We start from the raw sequence: 17,405 nt of genomic DNA, 5'->3' as shown, positions 1-17,405 counted from the left end.
GGACAAGATAGGAGTGGCTTTATGGATACCAAAACGATAGCAAAAGCAGCAGCCGGCCTGAAGGGGGAAGTACAAATCCCAGGGGATAAGTCGATTTCGCATCGTAGTGTCATGTTTTCGGCCCTGGGCAGTACGCCGGTCCACATCACGAATTTCCTGCATGCCCAGGACTGCATGTCCACGGCAGCTTGCATGGAAGCTTTGGGGGCTAAGGTGGAATTTAAAAGCGACACAGAACTCATCGTTACGGGCAATGGCCTTCGTGGACTGAAGGAGCCCCAGACGATTATCGATGCGGGAAATTCCGGTACAACCCTTCGACTGATGATGGGAATTTTGGCACCCCAGCCATTCCTTACGACTTTCACCGGCGATGCTTCGCTGCATAAGCGCCCCATGGGCCGCGTCATTGCGCCACTGTCTCAGATGGGGGCAAAAATCTACGGCCGTCAGGCAAATCAGAAGCTGCCCATTACCATCGTTCCGCAAGAGAAAAAGTTAAAGGGCATGACCTATAACAGCCCGGTGGCCAGTGCTCAGGTCAAATCGGCAATCCTTTTGGCTGGCATGTATGCCGAAGGCGATACCACGGTGGTAGAGCCCTTCACTTCCCGTGATCACACGGAACGCATGCTGGAAGCCTTTGGGGTGCATACGGAGAAAAATGGCACGGCGGTGACCATTCATCCGGTAGCAGAATTTAAGGCACCGAAGGAAATCGAAGTCCCTGGTGATATCAGTTCGGCCGCTTACTGGCTGGTGGCAGGCTGCATTGTTCCGGGCAGTGATTTGCTGCTTCGCAATGTAGGGGTCAATGAGACTCGCACGGGTATCCTCGATGTACTCAAGGATATGGGGGCAGATATTGAGCTAATTAATGAGCGTACCAGCGGTGGCGAAGCAGCGGCAGATATTCGCGTTCGCTATAGCAAGCTGCATGGCACGGAGTTTGGTGCGGACATCATGCCGCGGCTTATCGATGAGATTCCGGTTATTGCCGTAGCGGCTCTCTTTGCCGAAGGCGATACGGTCATCACTGGTGCCGGTGAACTTCGCGTCAAGGAAACGGACCGTTTGCAAGCCATTACCGACCAGTTCAACAAATTGGCCCCGGGCGCTGTAGAAGGTACGGAAGATGGCCTAGTCATTCATGGGGGACGGCCGATACAAAAGGCACAGGCTTTCTCTTACGATGACCATCGCATTGCCATGTCGCTAGCAATCCTTGGCGCGGCTGGTGATGGTGTCACCATTGAAAATCCGGAATGCGTCAACATTTCCTATCCCACGTTTTATCAGACCTTGGACAGCTTACGCTAACCAATAAATTACCCATTTAGGAGGAAAAGATTTTGAAGAAATTAGTTGTTGCCATTGATGGACCGGCAGGTGCCGGCAAGAGTACCGTTGCTCAGCTGGCGGCCAAGAAACTCGGCTACACCTATATCGATACGGGCGCTATGTACCGTGCCGTTGCCTGGAAAACGCTGCAGCAGGGCAAAGAGATTACCGACGAATTGATTCTTGAGGTGGTCAAGGACGTCGATGTGAATCTCCAGTATGCTGATGGCAAGACGAAGGTTACCGTTGACGGCACGGATGTCAGTGCGGCTATCCGCACGCCGGAAGTCAGCGGCATTGTTTCCCAGGTGGCAGCACTGGGGCCGGTGCGGGTTAAGATGGTTGACCTCCAGCGCAAGATGGCAGAGCGCGGTTCCGTTCTCATGGATGGCCGCGATATTGCCACCAACGTGCTGCCCAATGCAGATGTGAAAATTTTCCTGACGGCTTCCATCGAGGAGCGGGCTATGCGCCGGTGGAAGGAAATGAAGGAAAAGGGCTACGACATCACCCTGGAAAAACTTCAGCAGGATATTGCTGCCCGGGATAAGGCCGACAGCGAGCGTGAAATTTCGCCGCTGGTACAGGCTGAAGATGCAACGCTTCTCGATACGACGGGTCTTTCCATTGACGAAGTGGTTTCCCGTATCCTGTCCATGTGTCAGTGAGGTGATTCGATGCTTTACGGATTGCTTCAGATTATTTTTGGCCTCCTATTTAAAATTTTCTTTCGGGCTGAGATTATCGGCCGTGAGAACATGCCGAAGGAAGGGGCAGTCATTTTAGCGGCTAACCACATGAGCAATTGGGACCCGCCCTTTGTGGCAACCTTCCTTTCCCGGCCGGTAAGTTATATGGCTAAGATTGAGCTCTTTAAAAATCCGATTTTTGGCCGGGCAATTACCGCCTGTCATGCCTTTCCCGTCAAGCGAGGGGCTGCTGACCGCGGGGCAATCAAGGCGGCCATGCAGGTCCTTAAACAGGGCCGTTGCCTGGGCCTTTTTCCGGAGGGAACCCGCAGTCGCACAGGAAAGATGCGCAAAGCTGAGGCCGGCGTTGGGCTGATCGCATCCATGACCGGGGCACCGGTGGTGCCGGCGGCTATTATCGGCACGGACCGTATTTTTGCCAACGGCGGCTATTTCCCGAAACTCAAAGTCATTTATGGCGAACCCATGAAGTTTACAGGGGACCATAAGGACAAGGAGCAGCTCGAAGCCTTTTCTCAGTCGATTATGGATAAGATTGCGGAAATGAAAGAAAAAAATCGCTGAATTTGCGAAAAATAATTTGCTTGTCATGATAATCTATGCTAAACTAGATGTTAGATTGCGAAAAAGAATATAAAATATACCGAATTCGCATGACTAATAATTGGTGGTTGATGTATGGAAGTCATTTTAGCAGATTATCTTGGTTTCTGTTATGGCGTCAAACGCGCAATAACGATTGCCAGAGAAAATGCTTCCGCTGACGGCACCGCTTGTACATTAGGTCCAATCATCCATAATCCGCAAATGGTGGAACGCCTCAGCAATGAAGGCGTGGGCTCGGTAAGTAGTTTGGATGAGATGGAAAAGGGTACAGTCATCATCCGTTCCCATGGAGTTGGGCCTCAGGTTTACGCTGATGCCGAGAATCGTGGGCTGACGGTAGTCGATGCAACCTGTCCCCATGTCAAGAAAGCGCAGCTTTCTGCCAAATCTCTGGTGGATGAGGGTTACCGTGTGGTCATCATCGGGGAGAAGGAGCATCCGGAAGTACGCAGTATCTTTGAATGGTCCAACGCTGAGGCAAAAATCATCGAGACTGTTGAGGAAGCCGATGCGCTGCCGAATTGTGCTAAGCTTGGCATCGTGTGCCAGACGACTTTTTCGGGTGAGAAGTTCCGGGAAATTGTCACGCACCTGCTGGAAAAGTCTCGGGAGGTAAAAATCCTGCGGACGATATGTACGGCGACAGATCAGCGGCAAGCAGCAGCTATGGAACTAGCTGCGAAGGTTGATAGAATGCTGGTTATTGGCGGCAAGAACAGTGCCAATACATCACGTCTTGCACAGCTTTGTGCAACAAAATGTGTTACTTACCATATCGAAACAGCAGCAGAGCTGCAGGACGAGTGGTTTGATAAAATTGAAAAAATTGGTATTACAGCGGGTGCTTCGACACCTGACTGGATTATCAAGGAGGTATATAAAAAGTGTCAGAACAGATGAACATGGAAGAATTATTAGCAGAGGCAGAGAACTCGATGCCGGATATCCAGGAGCGTACGGTTGTTGAAGGTACCGTCATCCAGGTTTCCCGCGATGAGGCCTATGTTGATATTGGCTACAAACAGGAAATTGCTATTCCGAAGAGAGAACTCGCTTACCCAGCTCCGGAGTCCGCAGCTGATGTTGTTAAGGTTGGCGACAAAATTGACGTTTATGTTGTTTCCCTTGGTGGCGACAACGGCGGCATGCTCTCCAAGGTAAAAGCTGACCGTATGGTTGCTTGGAAAGACATGGAAGCAATCAAAGAGCGTGGCGAGCATGTTCAGGCTCAGGTCAACCAGGTTGTTAAAGGTGGCCTCGTGGCTTCTGTCAACGGCCTCCGCGGCTTCATTCCGGCTTCCCAGATGGAGCTTCATTTCGTAAAAGACCTGTCTGTCTATGTTGGTCAGACGGTTGAGTGCGAAATCATCGAGATTGACGTTCACAAACAGCGTCTGGTTCTTTCCCGCCGTGCACTTCTCGAAGTTGAGCGCGCTGAGAAAGAGGGCGAAATCTTCTCCACCCTCGAGGCTGGTACGACGGTTCGCGGTACGGTTAAACGTATCGTTGACTATGGTGCCTTCATCGATATCGGTGGCGTAGATGGTCTGGCTCATATTTCCGACCTCGCTTGGCACCGTGTAAAACATCCGTCGGATGTTCTCGAAGTTGGCCAGGAGCTTGACGTTTATGTTAAATCTGTTGATACGGAAGCAAAACGCATCTCCTTGTCCGTTAAAGACACGATGCGTGATCCGTGGCTCGACAACGCTGAGAAATACGCTGAGGGCGACATCATCGAAGGTAAAGTCATCAAATTGACGGACTTCGGTGCTTTCATGGAAATCGAGCCGGGCTTCGATGGCCTGATCCCGATGGGCGAGCTCGCTGAGAAACGCATTGAGCGCGCTGATGAAGCTGTTCATGTTGGCGATGAAGTTAAAGTTAAAGTTCTTCGCATCGACATGAAACGCAAACGCATTTCCCTGTCCATCACGAAAGCTAAAGACTAATAGCTGATAATAAATCAACTGGATAATGACTCAGAGGAGTGATGATACAAGCATCACTCCTTTGTTTTTGATGGAAGAAAAGATGTAACGAACTGAATCGAAAGAAAGAGAAAGAGAAATGAGCAAGCAACATGCCGGTGTAATCCTGCGGGTGTATCCGGGCAGCCTGGCTGAAGAACTAGAACTGGTGCCAGGAGACAAAATCATAGCCATCAATGACCAGGAATTGAAGGATATCATTGATTTGAGTTTTGCCATGGCCGATGAGGAAATCGACATGCTTATCGAGCATGCCGATGGCCAGCAGGAAATGATTTCCTTTGACAAGGATTTTGATGAAGAATTGGGTGTTGAGTTCGAATCGGCTGTATTTGATGGTATCCGCAATTGCGCAAATCATTGTTATTTTTGCTTTGTGGATATGATTGCCCCTCATATGCGGAGCAGTCTGTCCATAAAGGATGACGATTATCGTCTATCCTTCCTTTATGGCAATTTCGTGACGATGACCAATATGGGGCCTAGGGATTTCAAACGGATTGAGCAGTATCATTTGTCGCCGCTTTATGTTTCGGTTCAGTGCATGAATCCGGAGCTTCGGGCCCAAATGCTTCGCTGCAAAGGCGCGGCAAAAATTGCCGAGCAGTTGGACAATTTGGAAAAGGCAGGTTGCGATTACCACACCCAGGTGGTCTTATGCGCGGGTCTCAACGATGGGCCGGAGCTTGAGCGCACGATTCGCGACATTGTGGCCCGTCGTCCTCATGCTTTGTCCATGGCCATTGTTCCCGTGGGACTTACCAAATACCGGGATGACCCATTTCCGTTGCAGCAGTTTGATGCCGAGGGGGCTGCACGGGTTATCGACGAGGTGGAAAAATGGCAGGCTAAGATTCGTCAGGAAGAGGGCCGGACCTTTATCTATTTGGGAGATGAGTTCTACCTGCTGGCAGGCAGGGAAGTTCCCCCAACGGATTTTTATGATGGCTTTCCTCAGCTGGATAACGGTATTGGCCTCACGCGAAGCTTCCTGAACGACTGGGAGAAAGCGGAGGCTTCCCACGATTCCTATGAAGAGCCTGTATACCTGGATGTGGTGACGGGAACTTCTGTGGCTCCAATTTTGAAGCAGCTAGCGGATTCGGTGCAGAAGCAGAACCTTCACATCCGCATTGTGCCGGTGAAAAATGACCATTTCGGCCACACCGTCAATGTATCGGGGCTGCTGACGGCCAAGGACATCATGAAGACCTTGGATGAACTGCCGGGCAAGCGTACCGGAATCCTTATTCCGGAGTCGGCACTGCGCTCCGGGGAAGACATTTTCTTAGATGATGTGACGCTGGAAGAATTTCAAGCCCATTATCCCGAGGCTCGCATTGAACCGGTGCAGGGGGGCAAGGATTTCCGTCGGGCTTTAACTGGCTGGAACACATATCATAAGAATCGCAATGGCGAGACTGCCTACACCTGGCAGAGCAATGCCGGTTATACGAAAAATATCCAATATTGATAAGAATTTATATAGAAAGAAGGTAATATCATGAGTAAACCAATCGTGGCTATCGTTGGCCGCCCGAATGTGGGAAAATCTACGCTGTTCAATCAGATTGGCAAAAAACGCGTTTCGATTGTGGATGACATGCCGGGAGTTACCCGTGACCGCATCTATCTGGATGCCGAATGGCTGAATCATGAATTCACAATGATTGATACCGGTGGTATCGAATTTGATGAAAGCAATCATATCTTAAAGTCCATGCGGAGCCAGGCACAGCTGGCCATGGAGGAAGCTGATGTGATTTTGTTCCTGGTGGATGGCCGGGCGGGGCTTACCACCGCCGATGAAGAAGTGGCCAAGATGCTGCGCAGCACGAAGAAACCGGTTATTCTCGGTGTCAATAAGATTGACAGCCCCCAGCTGGTTATGAACTCGTATGAGTTTTACAATCTCGGCCTTGGCGACCCCATTGCGCTGTCGGCATCCAATGCTATGAACTTAGGTGACTTGCTTGATGCTATGGTAGCGGCTTTCCCGGAGCACGAAGCCGAGGACAAGGATGAGGACGAAATTAGCATTGCCGTAATTGGCCGGCCGAATGTGGGGAAATCCTCTATTGTCAATCAGCTCCTCGGTGAGGAGCGCGTCATTGTCAGTGATATGGCTGGCACGACCCGTGATGCCATTGACACCCACTTTGTCAAAGACGGCATGAAGTTCATGTTGATTGATACGGCTGGCATGCGCCGCCGTGGCAAGATTGATGAGCCGGTGGAGCGCTACAGTGTTATGCGTTCCCTGCGAGCCATTGACCGCGCCGATGTAGTCTTGATGATGATTGATGCCTCGGAAGGCATTACGGAGCAGGATAAGAAAATTGCTGGCTATGCCCATGAGTCTGGCCGTGGCGTCATCATTGTGGTCAACAAATGGGATATCTATCCGGATAAGGATGACAAGTCAACCCTTCGCTTTACCGAGGACTTGCGTGATGAAATCGGCTTTTTGCAGTACGCGCCGGTTCTTTACGCTTCAGCTTTGACCGGTCAGCGTGTAGGCCGCGTTACGGATTTGGTCAAATACGTTGCTGAGCAGCAGTCCATGCGCATCAAGACCAGTGTGTTAAATGAGCTCATCCGTGATGCGGTATCCATCAATCCGCCGCCGATGCACCGCGGTCGCCGTTTGAAGATTTTGTTCATGACCCAGGCAGATGTCAAACCACCGAAGTTCATCATTTTTGTTAACGACCCAGAACTCATGCATTTCTCCTATCTGCGTTTCATCGAGAACCGCCTGCGGGAGATGTACGGCTTCGAAGGTACGCCAATCCGCTTGATTGTGCGCGCCCGGGATGAGGAGGATGAGTATTGATGAACATGGCATTAGCTTGTTTTCTAGCCTATGTCCTAGGTTCGATTCCCAATGGGCTTGTCTTTGGCAAGTTGCTTTGGCATGTTGACCTGCGGGAGCATGGCAGTCACAATATCGGTGCGACCAATGCCTGGCGAACGCTAGGCAAGGGGCCGGGCTTTTTGATTTTCCTGCTGGATTTCCTCAAGGGAGCCATCAGCGTGTACATCGGTATGAAGCTGGGCGATACAGCTCTGGCCTGTGTATTGGCTGGCGTCTTTGCTATCATTGGCCATTCCTGTTCCCTTTTCCTGAAATTCAAAGGCGGGAAGGGGGTGGCCACAGGGCTGGGGGTCATTGTTATGATGATGCCGGTTCCGGCGCTGCTGGTATTTTTGGTTTGGCTTGGCGTAGTTAAGCTCAGCGGTTATGTGTCCTTAGGGTCCATCATTGCCGCTGCTTTTGTGCCGGTTTTGGCCTGGCAGTTTGGCTACCCGGTTGAGTATATCGGCTTTGGCATTTTTGCGGCCGCCTTCATCATCATTCGCCATCATGCCAATATCGGACGTTTGCTCAGCGGAACCGAAAGTAAAATCAAGGCAGGACATCGTTGACAATTAATGTTACAAAAAAAGGCAGAATAATAATGGATATTACAGGTGAAGTGGACATTTGTAAAAATTAAGTTGCTATTCGTCCACTACTTGTGGTATACTATCTTTTGTCAGTAGAAAATTATCCATTGGAGGCGCTATATATGAATAATCAGAAGAGTGGGTTCTTCCTCGTTCGTGAAGAGATCCTTCCGGAAGCAATCAAAAAGACAATCAAAGTCAAAGAAATGCTGAAGCGTGGCGATGCTCGCACCATCAACGAAGCGGTTGAAAAGATGGAGCTTTCCCGCAGCGCTTACTATAAATATAAAGATTATGTATTCCCGTTCTATGAGGCAAGCCAGAATAAGATTGTTACGCTTACCTTCCTGCTTGAGCATAAGAAGGGGGTCCTTTCCAGCGTGCTCAATACGATTTCCTCGGATTCTGGCAGCATCATGACCATCAATCAGGGCATTCCTTTGCAGGGGGTTGCCAATGCAACGGTCTCGATTGAGACGGCAAATCTCAGCGTCGACCTGGAAGCGCTTCTCGACAAGCTTCGCATGGTTGATGGTGTGAAACGTTTGGAAGTTCTCGGTCAGGCTTAATCAGTGGAAGGAGGTGCGTCGATATGGCAAAAGTGATTCGTGTAGGTTTGTTGGGGTCCGGTACCGTAGGTTCCGGCGTAGTTCAAGTACTTGAGATGAATCGGGAGCAAATTACCGAGCGCGTCGGCGCGCCCATTCAGCTGAAAACCGTCTTAGTCCGTGACCTTGCCAAGAAGCGTCCGCAGCTTGCTGGCTATCAGTTGACGGATAACTACGAGGATATCCTGCAGGATGAAGAAATCGATATCGTGGTCGAACTCATGGGCGGACTGCATCCTGCCCGGGAGTACATGCTGCAGGCAATGGAGCATGGCAAAAGCGTCGTTACGGCCAATAAGGACGTGGTGGCTCAGTTCGGCAAGGACATGTTTGCGGCAGCGGAAGAACACGGCGTTGACTTCTTGTTTGAAGCCAGCGTGGGTGGTGGCATTCCTATCATCACACCCCTGAAACAATGTCTGACGGCCAATAAAGTCACGGAAATCATGGGCATCGTCAACGGTACCACAAACTATATGCTCACGAAGATGACAGACGAGGGCTGCGACTATGACGCTGTGCTAAAAGAAGCCCAAGAAAAGGGGTATGCAGAGGCCAATCCTTCGGCGGATGTGGATGGTTTAGATGCTGCCCGCAAGGCGGCAATTCTTTCCTCCTTGGCCTTCAACACGCGGGTGGAACTCAAGGATGTTTCCGTTGAGGGCATCACCAAGATAACGCCGGATGATATCGACTATGCCAAGAGCCTTGGCTATGTGGTAAAACTGCTGGCCGTTGGCAAGGATTCCCCGGAGCATGGCGTCGACGTACGCGTTCATCCGGTATTCCTGCCCAAGGAGCATCCGTTAGCGGCAGTTAACGGTGTGTTCAATGCGATTTTTGTCCGGGGCAATGCCATCGGCGAGGCCATGTTCTATGGTCAGGGGGCAGGTTCCCTGCCGACGGCTTCTGCCGTGGTGTCGGATATTATTGACGTGTCGCGGGATATTGTCAACAACGCCTTTGGACGGATTGGCTGCACTTGCTATGAACAGAAGCCGATGTGTCCGATTGAGCAGACGGAGTCTTCGTATTATGTTCGCTTGCTGGTGGATGATAAACCTGGCGTTTTGGGACAGATTGCCACGGCTTTTGGCGATGCCGAGGTCAGCTTGAAGTCCGTCATCCAGACCAAGCGCAACGTGGTGGATCATGCGGAGATTGTCGCAGTTACTCACATTGTCCGCCATGCCAGCATTCAGAAGGCGTTGGATGCGCTGAAGAAATTGTCGGTAGTAGATGAAATCCGCAACGTAATCCGCGTTGAGAAAGAACGGGGGTAACCATATGACAAACCGTTCTGTCCGTATTCGGGTGCCAGGTACCAGTGCCAACTGCGGCCCTGGTTTTGATGCCATCGGCCTTGCTTGTACCGTTTATAATGATTTGGAACTTTCCCTGTTGAAAGAGCCAAATCTTACGATTACCATCGAGGGGGAAGGGGCGCAAAACATTCCCTGCGATAATCGCAACATCGTTTGGCGGTCAGTGCAGTATCTGCTGCGCAAGGCAAAACTGGATAAGGAATATCCCGGTGCCGTCATTCGCATGGAAAATCATGTCCCCCTTTCCCGGGGACTGGGCAGCAGTGCCACGGCCATTGTAGCTGGCCTCAAGGCAGCCAATGTGTTGATTGGCAATCGATTTAATCGCCGAGAGCTGTTGCAGTTTGCCACGGATATCGAGGGCCATCCCGATAATGTGGCGCCGGCGATTTTCGGCGGCTTTACCATTAGCACGGTGACCCGGGGCAATGTGGAATGCTTTACTTTTATGCCGAAGTTTCGCATGAAGCTGGTGGTGGCGGTTCCGGATTTTCCGCTTTCCACCCGGAAGGCCCGGGCCGTTCTGCCCGAAAAGGTTCCTATGAAGGATGCGGTCAACAACATTGGCCGGGCTGCCATGCTGGTGGCTGCCCTTTGCAAGGGAAATGACAAATTCCTGCGCAATGTGTTTGAAGATGCCCTTCATCAGCCTTATCGCGCTGAGCTTATTCCCGGCATGTATGACGTGTTCCAGGCTGCCCGTAAGGCTGGTGCCCTGGGGGCTAATCTGAGCGGTGCCGGTCCCTGCCTTATCGCTTATACGCTGGAGAAACGCCAGTGTGAAGAGGCGGTGGGGGAGGCCATGAAATTGGCTTTCAAGCAGCACGGCGTAGAGTCTCGGATCTTGATTATGGATTTGGACAATCGCGGGGCTCATATCGTCAATGAAAATAAAGAATGAGTTTTCGATACAAAGCCTGCTGGTTCCCAAGGGAGCTGGCGGGTTTTTTCTATGGCAGGATGAAGTCGGCTATTTTTTCTTGCCGCTCTTTCTGTTACAATACAGGAATGAGGAGGCATGGTGGTATGAGAGAAGCAGATTTTGTGGCGGCATTGAAAAACAGTGGGGCTCGGGTCTTTATTGTTGGGGGCTGGGTGCGCGACCAACTTCGCGGCGTGAAGGCCCACGATAAAGATTATCTGGTAGTGGGAATTGAGGAGCAACGATTTGCGGCACTCTTTCCCATGGCGGAAAAAGTCGGTAAATCCTTTCCTGTTTATTTGGTGGCGATAGATGGCAAGAAATCGGAAGTGGCTTTTGCCCGCAAAGAACGAAAAATTGGCAGCGGATACTGCGGCTTTTCTGTGGAATACGATTCTTCGGTGACTTTGGAAGAGGATTTGTACCGCCGGGATACCACCATTAACAGTCTGGCAATGGAACTGCCCGAGAAGAAGATTCATGACTTATATGGTGGAGCAGAGGATATTCGTCGGGGGATAATCCGGGCCATATCCAAGCATTTTTGTGAAGACCCGGTCCGGGCACTTCGCGCCGCTCGGCAGGCGGCAGAGTTTGGCTATACGATCGATGATGAGACCTATTCCTTGATGGCAGCCTGCCGGGAAGAACTGGCCGCAGAACCAGCCGAGCGGTTGCTAGGAGAATTGCGCCGGGCTTTGCTGTCGCCGAAACCCTCCCAATTTTTTCGCTGCTTAAATCGCGCCGGACTGCTGGCGATTACCTTTCCCGAGCTTTTTGCACTGATTGGCAAAACACAGCCGACGGCTTTTCATCCCGAGGGGGATGCCTTTGAGCATACGATGTTGGTGGTAGATAAAGTGGCGGAGCAAACCGATTCGGTGCTGGCGCGGTTTGCCGGTTTGGTTCATGATTTGGGAAAGGGCACGACACCGAAGGAAATGGAGCCCCATCATTATGGTCACGAGGAACGGGGCCTGGCGGTGATAACGGACTGGAATAAGCGCATGACGCTGCCAAAGGATTGGTTGCAAGCCGGAGCCTTCGTCATTGCCGAACACATGCGGGCACCTCTAATTCGCAAAGAGGCGAAGATTGTGGATTTGTTGCTGAAGGTTGACCGGTCAAATTTGTCCTGGCCGGAATTTCGGGCGGTGATTATGGCGGACCATCAAAGTTTACCGGATTATCTGCAACGGGGAGAGGCCTATGTGGAAAAGATGAAGCAGGTCAGTGGCCGAGATTGTCCGGCGAATTATACTGGCAAGAAAATTGGGGAATGGATTCGCGCTGAGCAGCTAAAAATTTATCGAAGTATCGTGGTTCGTTCGGATTCTGTCGATTAGTTGTTGCGGAATTGTCAAAAAAAGGCTATAATTAAGAACAAAGATATCAGAATTGGTTCACAAAATAGTTGATGTCTGAATCTTGAGGAGGGGATTTCTCATGAGTACCATTATTCCGTATAAATCCGTTGCCCCAAAAATCGATCCGAGCGTCTTTATTGCACCAACGGCTGCCGTAATCGGTGATGTTGAAATCGGTGAGGGTTCCAGCTTGTGGTTCAGTACCGTGGTGCGTGGAGACTTCCAACCAATCAAGATTGGCCGGAATACGGACATTCAGGATAATGCGACGATTCACGTTATGGCCGACGTACCGACGGAAATCGGCGATGAAGTTATCATTGGGCACAACGCCATCATCCATGCCAGGAAAATTGGAAACAATTGCCTGATTGGCATGGGGTCCATAATCCTAGGCTATACGGAGATTGGCGATAATGTAATCATTGGAGCTGGGACAATTTTGACTCAGCATAAAAAAATTCCGTCCAATTCACTGGTTTATGGCAATCCAGCTCAAATCATTCGTTCCTTGCGTGAGGATGAATTGCAGGCCCTTCATGAATCGGCCATGAACTATCAGCTGGTAGCAGAAAATTACAAAGCAGAATTGCTTTGAGTAATTTTAATAAGATACAAGGGGACTTTATAGTAATGGAAAAAACACTCGTACTCATTAAACCAGATGCCTTTACTAAACACTACAGCGGGGATATCATCAAGCGCTACGAGGCGGAGGGCTTCCGTATTGTAGCCATGAAACTTCTGAAAATGGATGAGCGGCTGGCTTCGATTCACTATGAGGAGCACATCGGCCGTCCCTATTATAACGATTTGGTAGGCTTTATGACTTCGGCACCGATTATTGCCATGGTTTTAGAGGGTGAAGATGTCATTGCGAAGGTAAGAAAGCTCAACGGCAAGACGAATCCTGCTGAGGCAGAGGAAGGGACCATCCGCAAACAGTTTGCGGCTAATGGCCGACGCAATGCGGTTCATGCTTCCGATTCGGTGGAGAGTGCGAATCGGGAAATTCATATTTTCTTTAATGAAACCGAGATTTTAGACGGTCAGTATGAGGCAATGGAGTAATTCGAAGTATTTCCTAAGGAGCGCGATACCATGAGCGTTACGACCAAGACAGGGGATAAGGGTACAACGAGCCTGTATACCGGTGAACGGGTGGAAAAAAGCTGCCTGCGGGTAGAGGTTTACGGCACGATTGACGAAGCCGGTTCGGCCCTTTCGATGGCCAGGGCTTTTGCCACTAAGGCTGAGGTGAAAGACCGTATCTTAGCGTTGCAAAAGCAGCTTTCCCTTTTGATGGCTGATTTTGCCAGCCTTAACAAAGCGCCGTATATCACGGCTGAGACGGTGACGGAAATTGAAGGAGCCATTGCGGAACTAGAAGAAAAGCTGCCGCCGTTGAAGTGCTTTTTGATTCCCGGGGATACCAAAGCTGGGGCTATGTTGGATATGGCGCGAACCATTGCCCGCCGTGCAGAACGCGCTGCCTGCCGCTTGGCCCAGGAAACGGCCATTGCGGAATCCGACCGTCGCTATTTAAACCGTATCTCGGATTATTGCTTTTTGCTGATGCGTTTTGAAGAACAAGCATAAAGAGGAGTCATCTCGTAGGAGATGACTCCTTTTTTTGCATAATCTGAAAATTTTAGCAGGAAAATGAAGAAAAGTCGGAGAATACTGATAATATCAAAATAATGGGAGGGAATATCGATGAAGAACTATAAAAGTGCCAATATCCGGAACATTGCTGTGGTAGGTCATGGAAAAACGGGGAAGACCAGTTTATTAGATGCTTGCCTGTTTGATGCAGAAGCCGTTAAGCGCCTTGGCAATGTCGAGGATGGCACCAGTGCGCTGGATTATGAGCCGGAAGAAACCAAACGCGGCATGACGGTTAATTTGAAACTGGCCGCATGCGAATGGCGTGACTTCAAACTGAACTTCATCGATACCCCGGGGTATCCTGATTTTGTTGGTGATGTTAAAGGCGCTATGGCGGCAGCCGACAGCGCTTTGATTGTGATATCGGCTTCCTCGGGCATCAAGTCCGGTACGGAAAATGCCTGGTGGTATGCTGAGGAAAACGAATTGCCCCGAGCTTTCTTTATTAATAAGATGGATCGGGAGCATGCTGACTTTTACGGTGTGGTCGAAGAGCTTCGCGTGCGCTTTGGCGATGGCGTCGTTCCTGTACAGCTGCCAATCGGCAAAGAAGCTGCCTTCCAGGGGGTGGTGGACTTGCTCTCCCTGCATATGAAGATTGTCACCCACGATAAGGAAGTCGTCAAAGACGATGTGCCAGAGTATATGAAGGAGGAAGTCGAGCAGGCCCGTCAGAAGATGATTGAGTCGATTTCCGAGTTCAACGATGAATTGCTGGAAAAATATATCGAAGGAACGGAAATCAGCGAAGTAGAAACGGCGGCAGCTTTGATCGAAGGCATACAAGCCGGCAAGATTTTTCCCGTGTTTTGCGGTTCGGCAAAACAGAACATCGGCATGCGCAAGCTCATGAACGATTTGGTGGAGTATATGCCAACTCCTTATTTCAAGGTCTCCATTGGCATGGACCCCGTGAGCGGCGAACTCAAGGAGCGTCATACAGAAGATGCTTTTTCGGCTCAAGTGTTTAAGACAATTGTGGACCCCTTTGTGGGACGTCAGAGCTATATTCGCATTCTTTCCGGTGAAATGCGTGGGGATATTTCCTACAATCACCCGAATAAGGATACGGAGGAGCGAATCGGTACGCTGTTTACGCTGCAGGGCAAACAACAGCATAATTTGAATGTGGCGGCGGCTGGCGACATCGTGGTAACAACGAAGCTGCAGCAAGTAAAGACTGGGGACACCCTTTGCGATAAGAACGACGCTATTCAGTATGAAGGGATTCTTTATCCGACAGCCATGCTGGAAATGGCTGCTTCGGCTCATAAGAAGGGCGAAGAGGATAAAGTTTTTGGAGCCTTGGCAAAACAGCAGGATGAGGATCCCACGCTGCTGGTGGAAAAAAATCAGGAAACCGGTGAGACCATAGTCCGGGGGATTGGTGAGGTACATTTGGAGATTTTGGCAGAAAAGCTTGAGCGGAAATTTGGGGCGCAGCTGGATTTGGCGGAGCCGCGGATTCCCTATCGGGAGACTATCCGCAAGACTGTCAAGGTGCAAGGGCGTCACAAGAAACAAAGCGGTGGTCATGGTCAGTTCGGTGATGTTTGGCTGGAAATTGGGCCTCGGGATGCTGGCACCGGCAACGAATTTTCCGAGACGATTTTTGGCGGCAGTGTGCCAAAACAGTATATTCCCGCAGTGGAGAAGGGGACAGCGGAGACTTTGGCCCAAGGGGTGTTGGCCGGTTATCCGGTGGTGGATGTAAAGGTCAATCTTTACGACGGCTCCTATCACCCTGTTGACTCTTCGGAAGCGGCCTTTAAGACAGCGGCGGCTATCGCTATCAAAAAAGGCGTCATGGAGGCAGCGCCGATTCTGCTAGAACCCATTGAGACCATCAAGGTGCTTACTCCTGAGTATTATCTTGGAGATGTCATGGGGCGGCTTAACAGCAAACGCGCCCATGTCTTAGGTGTTGACAGCAAAGAGCGGGATATGAGCGAAATTCAAGCGCTAATACCCCAGGCGGAACTTTATAAGTTTGCCACGGAACTTCGTTCCCTGACCCAGGGCCGGGGGTCCTATGAGCTGGAATTTGCCCGCTATGAACCGGTTCCGGAGCGGGCGGCAGAAGCCATCATCGAGGCGGCTAATGCAAGATAATATTGGGTGCAATTAAGAAGGAATAAGGCCTTTCCTAATGAAATCGGAAGGGCCTTTTAACTTGCAAATAGGGACCAAAGATGTTAGGATATTAAAAGTAACTGTTAATTTTACAGTAAATCTTAGAAAGAAAAGAGATTATGATTATGTGGGAAAAAGTTTGCGCAGGTATGTTGGGCGCTATGATGATTACGGGGTCGGCAGCTGGACTTTCGGCTAATATGGTCAGTGCAGCGCCAGTTGAGGAAGCAGCTGCACAGCCGGCTCAGACCCAGAAGGTAGAGCAGCCGATGAAGATTAGCATCAACCTGGCTGCCCGTTCTTTGGCACTTTATCAGGGGACGACGAAGATTCGCCTGTATCCGATTGCTCCGGGAACGGCCTACACGCCGACTCCGACGGGCTATTATAAGATTCGCGAAAAAGAAGTAAACCCGACTTGGACGGACCCGGCTACGGGCTATTCCATTCCCTCGGGTCCGGATTGTCCGCTGGGTTACCGTTGGATGACGGTTACAGGCAATATCGGCATTCATGGTACCAATAATCCGTCTTCTATCGGCACCTATGCATCCCATGGCTGCATGCGCATGTTTGAAAAGGATGTAGAGGCACTTTATGACCTGGTGGAAGTAGGCACGCCAGTTGAGATTACCTATAACCGCGTAGTGGTGGAAAAGGCTCCGGATGATACGGTTGTTTATTACATTTACCCGGATGGTTATGGCTGGCAGAAGTTGTCGGTAGCCGATGTTCATAAATGGCTGGCTGGCTATGGCGTTGGCAACTTTGAATCGGATGAGGATATCCAGAATAAAATCAACGCTTCCGATGGCAATCCGACCTATGTGGGAAAAGTCTATCCGCTCTATGTCAATGGCAAAAAGCTGGCGAATAATGCGGTCACCAAAGATGGTGTGACTTATCTGCCGGCGATTGACTTGGCTAATGCCGTTAACGTAAACTTAGGCTGGGATGCAGCAACGCATAAACTCATCAGCACCCTGGGCAGTGCCGAAGGTGTTGACAAACGCGATGTGCTTTACTGCAAAGCCGAAGACACCAAGACCCTCTTTAACCTGACGGGCAGCATCAACGATGCTAAGCAGTTTGTTTTGACTGCGCCGGTACAGGAGGAAGCACCGAAGACGGAAACTCCGGAAGTAAAGACCGAAGAGAAAACGACTGAGACCCCGCAGCAGGTAGAGGAAAAGCAGCCGAAAGCTGATGACAAGGCTGCCGATAGCAACAAAAGCAAAAAATCTCTGAAACAGATTTACAAAGAAGCAACAAAGAAGTAAAATA

General features: G+C 50.4%; 17 protein-coding genes. All 17 read left to right on the top strand.

What is annotated here, in order from left to right:
• The first annotated feature begins 21 nt into the window (after positions 1-21).
• The 17 genes from aroA (at position 22) to BLQ36_RS07455 (ending at position 17,401) form a co-directional block, all read left to right on the top strand.
• Positions 22-1,320, top strand: coding sequence for a 3-phosphoshikimate 1-carboxyvinyltransferase (gene aroA / locus BLQ36_RS07535; RefSeq protein WP_074515011.1), 1,299 nt, complete (start codon positions 22-24; stop codon positions 1,318-1,320).
• A 32-nt stretch (positions 1,321-1,352) separates the two neighbouring features.
• A complete protein-coding gene (cmk, locus tag BLQ36_RS07530; RefSeq protein ID WP_081342270.1) occupies positions 1,353-2,009 on the top strand; it encodes a (d)CMP kinase in 657 nt (218 codons plus the stop codon).
• 9 nt (positions 2,010-2,018) lie between these two features.
• Entirely contained in the window at positions 2,019-2,615 is a 597-nt protein-coding gene (locus BLQ36_RS07525; protein ID WP_074515008.1) for a lysophospholipid acyltransferase family protein, read from the top strand.
• 114 nt (positions 2,616-2,729) lie between these two features.
• Positions 2,730-3,557, top strand: a complete 828-nt coding sequence (gene ispH, locus BLQ36_RS07520) for a 4-hydroxy-3-methylbut-2-enyl diphosphate reductase (protein ID WP_074515006.1) — start codon at positions 2,730-2,732, stop codon at positions 3,555-3,557.
• A 2-nt stretch (positions 3,558-3,559) separates the two neighbouring features.
• Entirely contained in the window at positions 3,560-4,609 is a 1,050-nt protein-coding gene (rpsA, locus tag BLQ36_RS07515) for a 30S ribosomal protein S1 (RefSeq protein ID WP_231473892.1), read from the top strand.
• A gap of 118 nt (positions 4,610-4,727) precedes the next feature.
• The gene (locus BLQ36_RS07510) at positions 4,728-6,122 is read left to right on the top strand and encodes a DUF512 domain-containing protein (protein WP_074515004.1); all 1,395 of its coding nucleotides are present in this window, start codon (positions 4,728-4,730) and stop codon (positions 6,120-6,122) included.
• Between the two features lie 30 nt (positions 6,123-6,152).
• Positions 6,153-7,484: a ribosome biogenesis GTPase Der gene (gene der / locus BLQ36_RS07505; RefSeq protein ID WP_074515003.1), complete on the top strand. Its 1,332-nt coding sequence runs from the start codon at positions 6,153-6,155 to the stop codon at positions 7,482-7,484.
• On the top strand, positions 7,484-8,077 hold the full coding sequence (gene plsY, locus BLQ36_RS07500) for a glycerol-3-phosphate 1-O-acyltransferase PlsY (RefSeq protein ID WP_412582706.1): 594 nt from the start codon (positions 7,484-7,486) through the stop codon (positions 8,075-8,077). The genes der and plsY overlap by 1 nt, the downstream gene beginning before the upstream one ends.
• Positions 8,078-8,220: 143 nt before the next feature.
• Positions 8,221-8,667 (top strand): ACT domain-containing protein, encoded by a 447-nt coding sequence (locus tag BLQ36_RS07495; protein WP_033170805.1) that lies wholly within the window; start codon positions 8,221-8,223, stop codon positions 8,665-8,667.
• 23 nt (positions 8,668-8,690) lie between these two features.
• Positions 8,691-9,989: a homoserine dehydrogenase gene (locus BLQ36_RS07490; RefSeq protein ID WP_074515001.1), complete on the top strand. Its 1,299-nt coding sequence runs from the start codon at positions 8,691-8,693 to the stop codon at positions 9,987-9,989.
• A 4-nt stretch (positions 9,990-9,993) separates the two neighbouring features.
• On the top strand, positions 9,994-10,932 hold the full coding sequence (gene thrB, locus BLQ36_RS07485; protein WP_074515000.1) for a homoserine kinase: 939 nt from the start codon (positions 9,994-9,996) through the stop codon (positions 10,930-10,932).
• Between the two features lie 125 nt (positions 10,933-11,057).
• The gene (locus BLQ36_RS07480; protein ID WP_074514998.1) at positions 11,058-12,299 is read left to right on the top strand and encodes an HD domain-containing protein; all 1,242 of its coding nucleotides are present in this window, start codon (positions 11,058-11,060) and stop codon (positions 12,297-12,299) included.
• Positions 12,300-12,399: 100 nt separating this feature from the next.
• Positions 12,400-12,918 (top strand): gamma carbonic anhydrase family protein, encoded by a 519-nt coding sequence (locus tag BLQ36_RS07475; RefSeq protein ID WP_074514997.1) that lies wholly within the window; start codon positions 12,400-12,402, stop codon positions 12,916-12,918.
• Between the two features lie 35 nt (positions 12,919-12,953).
• Complete coding sequence (gene ndk, locus BLQ36_RS07470) at positions 12,954-13,391, top strand: nucleoside-diphosphate kinase (protein ID WP_074514995.1); 438 nt, start codon at positions 12,954-12,956, stop codon at positions 13,389-13,391.
• Positions 13,392-13,421: 30 nt separating this feature from the next.
• Entirely contained in the window at positions 13,422-13,919 is a 498-nt protein-coding gene (locus BLQ36_RS07465) for a cob(I)yrinic acid a,c-diamide adenosyltransferase (protein ID WP_074514994.1), read from the top strand.
• Positions 13,920-14,036: 117 nt separating this feature from the next.
• Positions 14,037-16,100 (top strand): elongation factor G, encoded by a 2,064-nt coding sequence (gene fusA / locus BLQ36_RS07460; RefSeq protein ID WP_074514992.1) that lies wholly within the window; start codon positions 14,037-14,039, stop codon positions 16,098-16,100.
• A 146-nt stretch (positions 16,101-16,246) separates the two neighbouring features.
• Positions 16,247-17,401: a L,D-transpeptidase family protein gene (locus BLQ36_RS07455; protein WP_074514991.1), complete on the top strand. Its 1,155-nt coding sequence runs from the start codon at positions 16,247-16,249 to the stop codon at positions 17,399-17,401.
• Positions 17,402-17,405 lie beyond the last annotated feature (4 nt).

Origin of the sequence: Selenomonas sp. WCT3, assembly GCA_900100835.1 — a bacterium.
GTDB lineage: Bacteria > Bacillota > Negativicutes > Selenomonadales > Selenomonadaceae > Selenomonas_A > Selenomonas_A ruminantium_E.
This window is presented reverse-complemented; position numbering and strand designations above follow the sequence as displayed.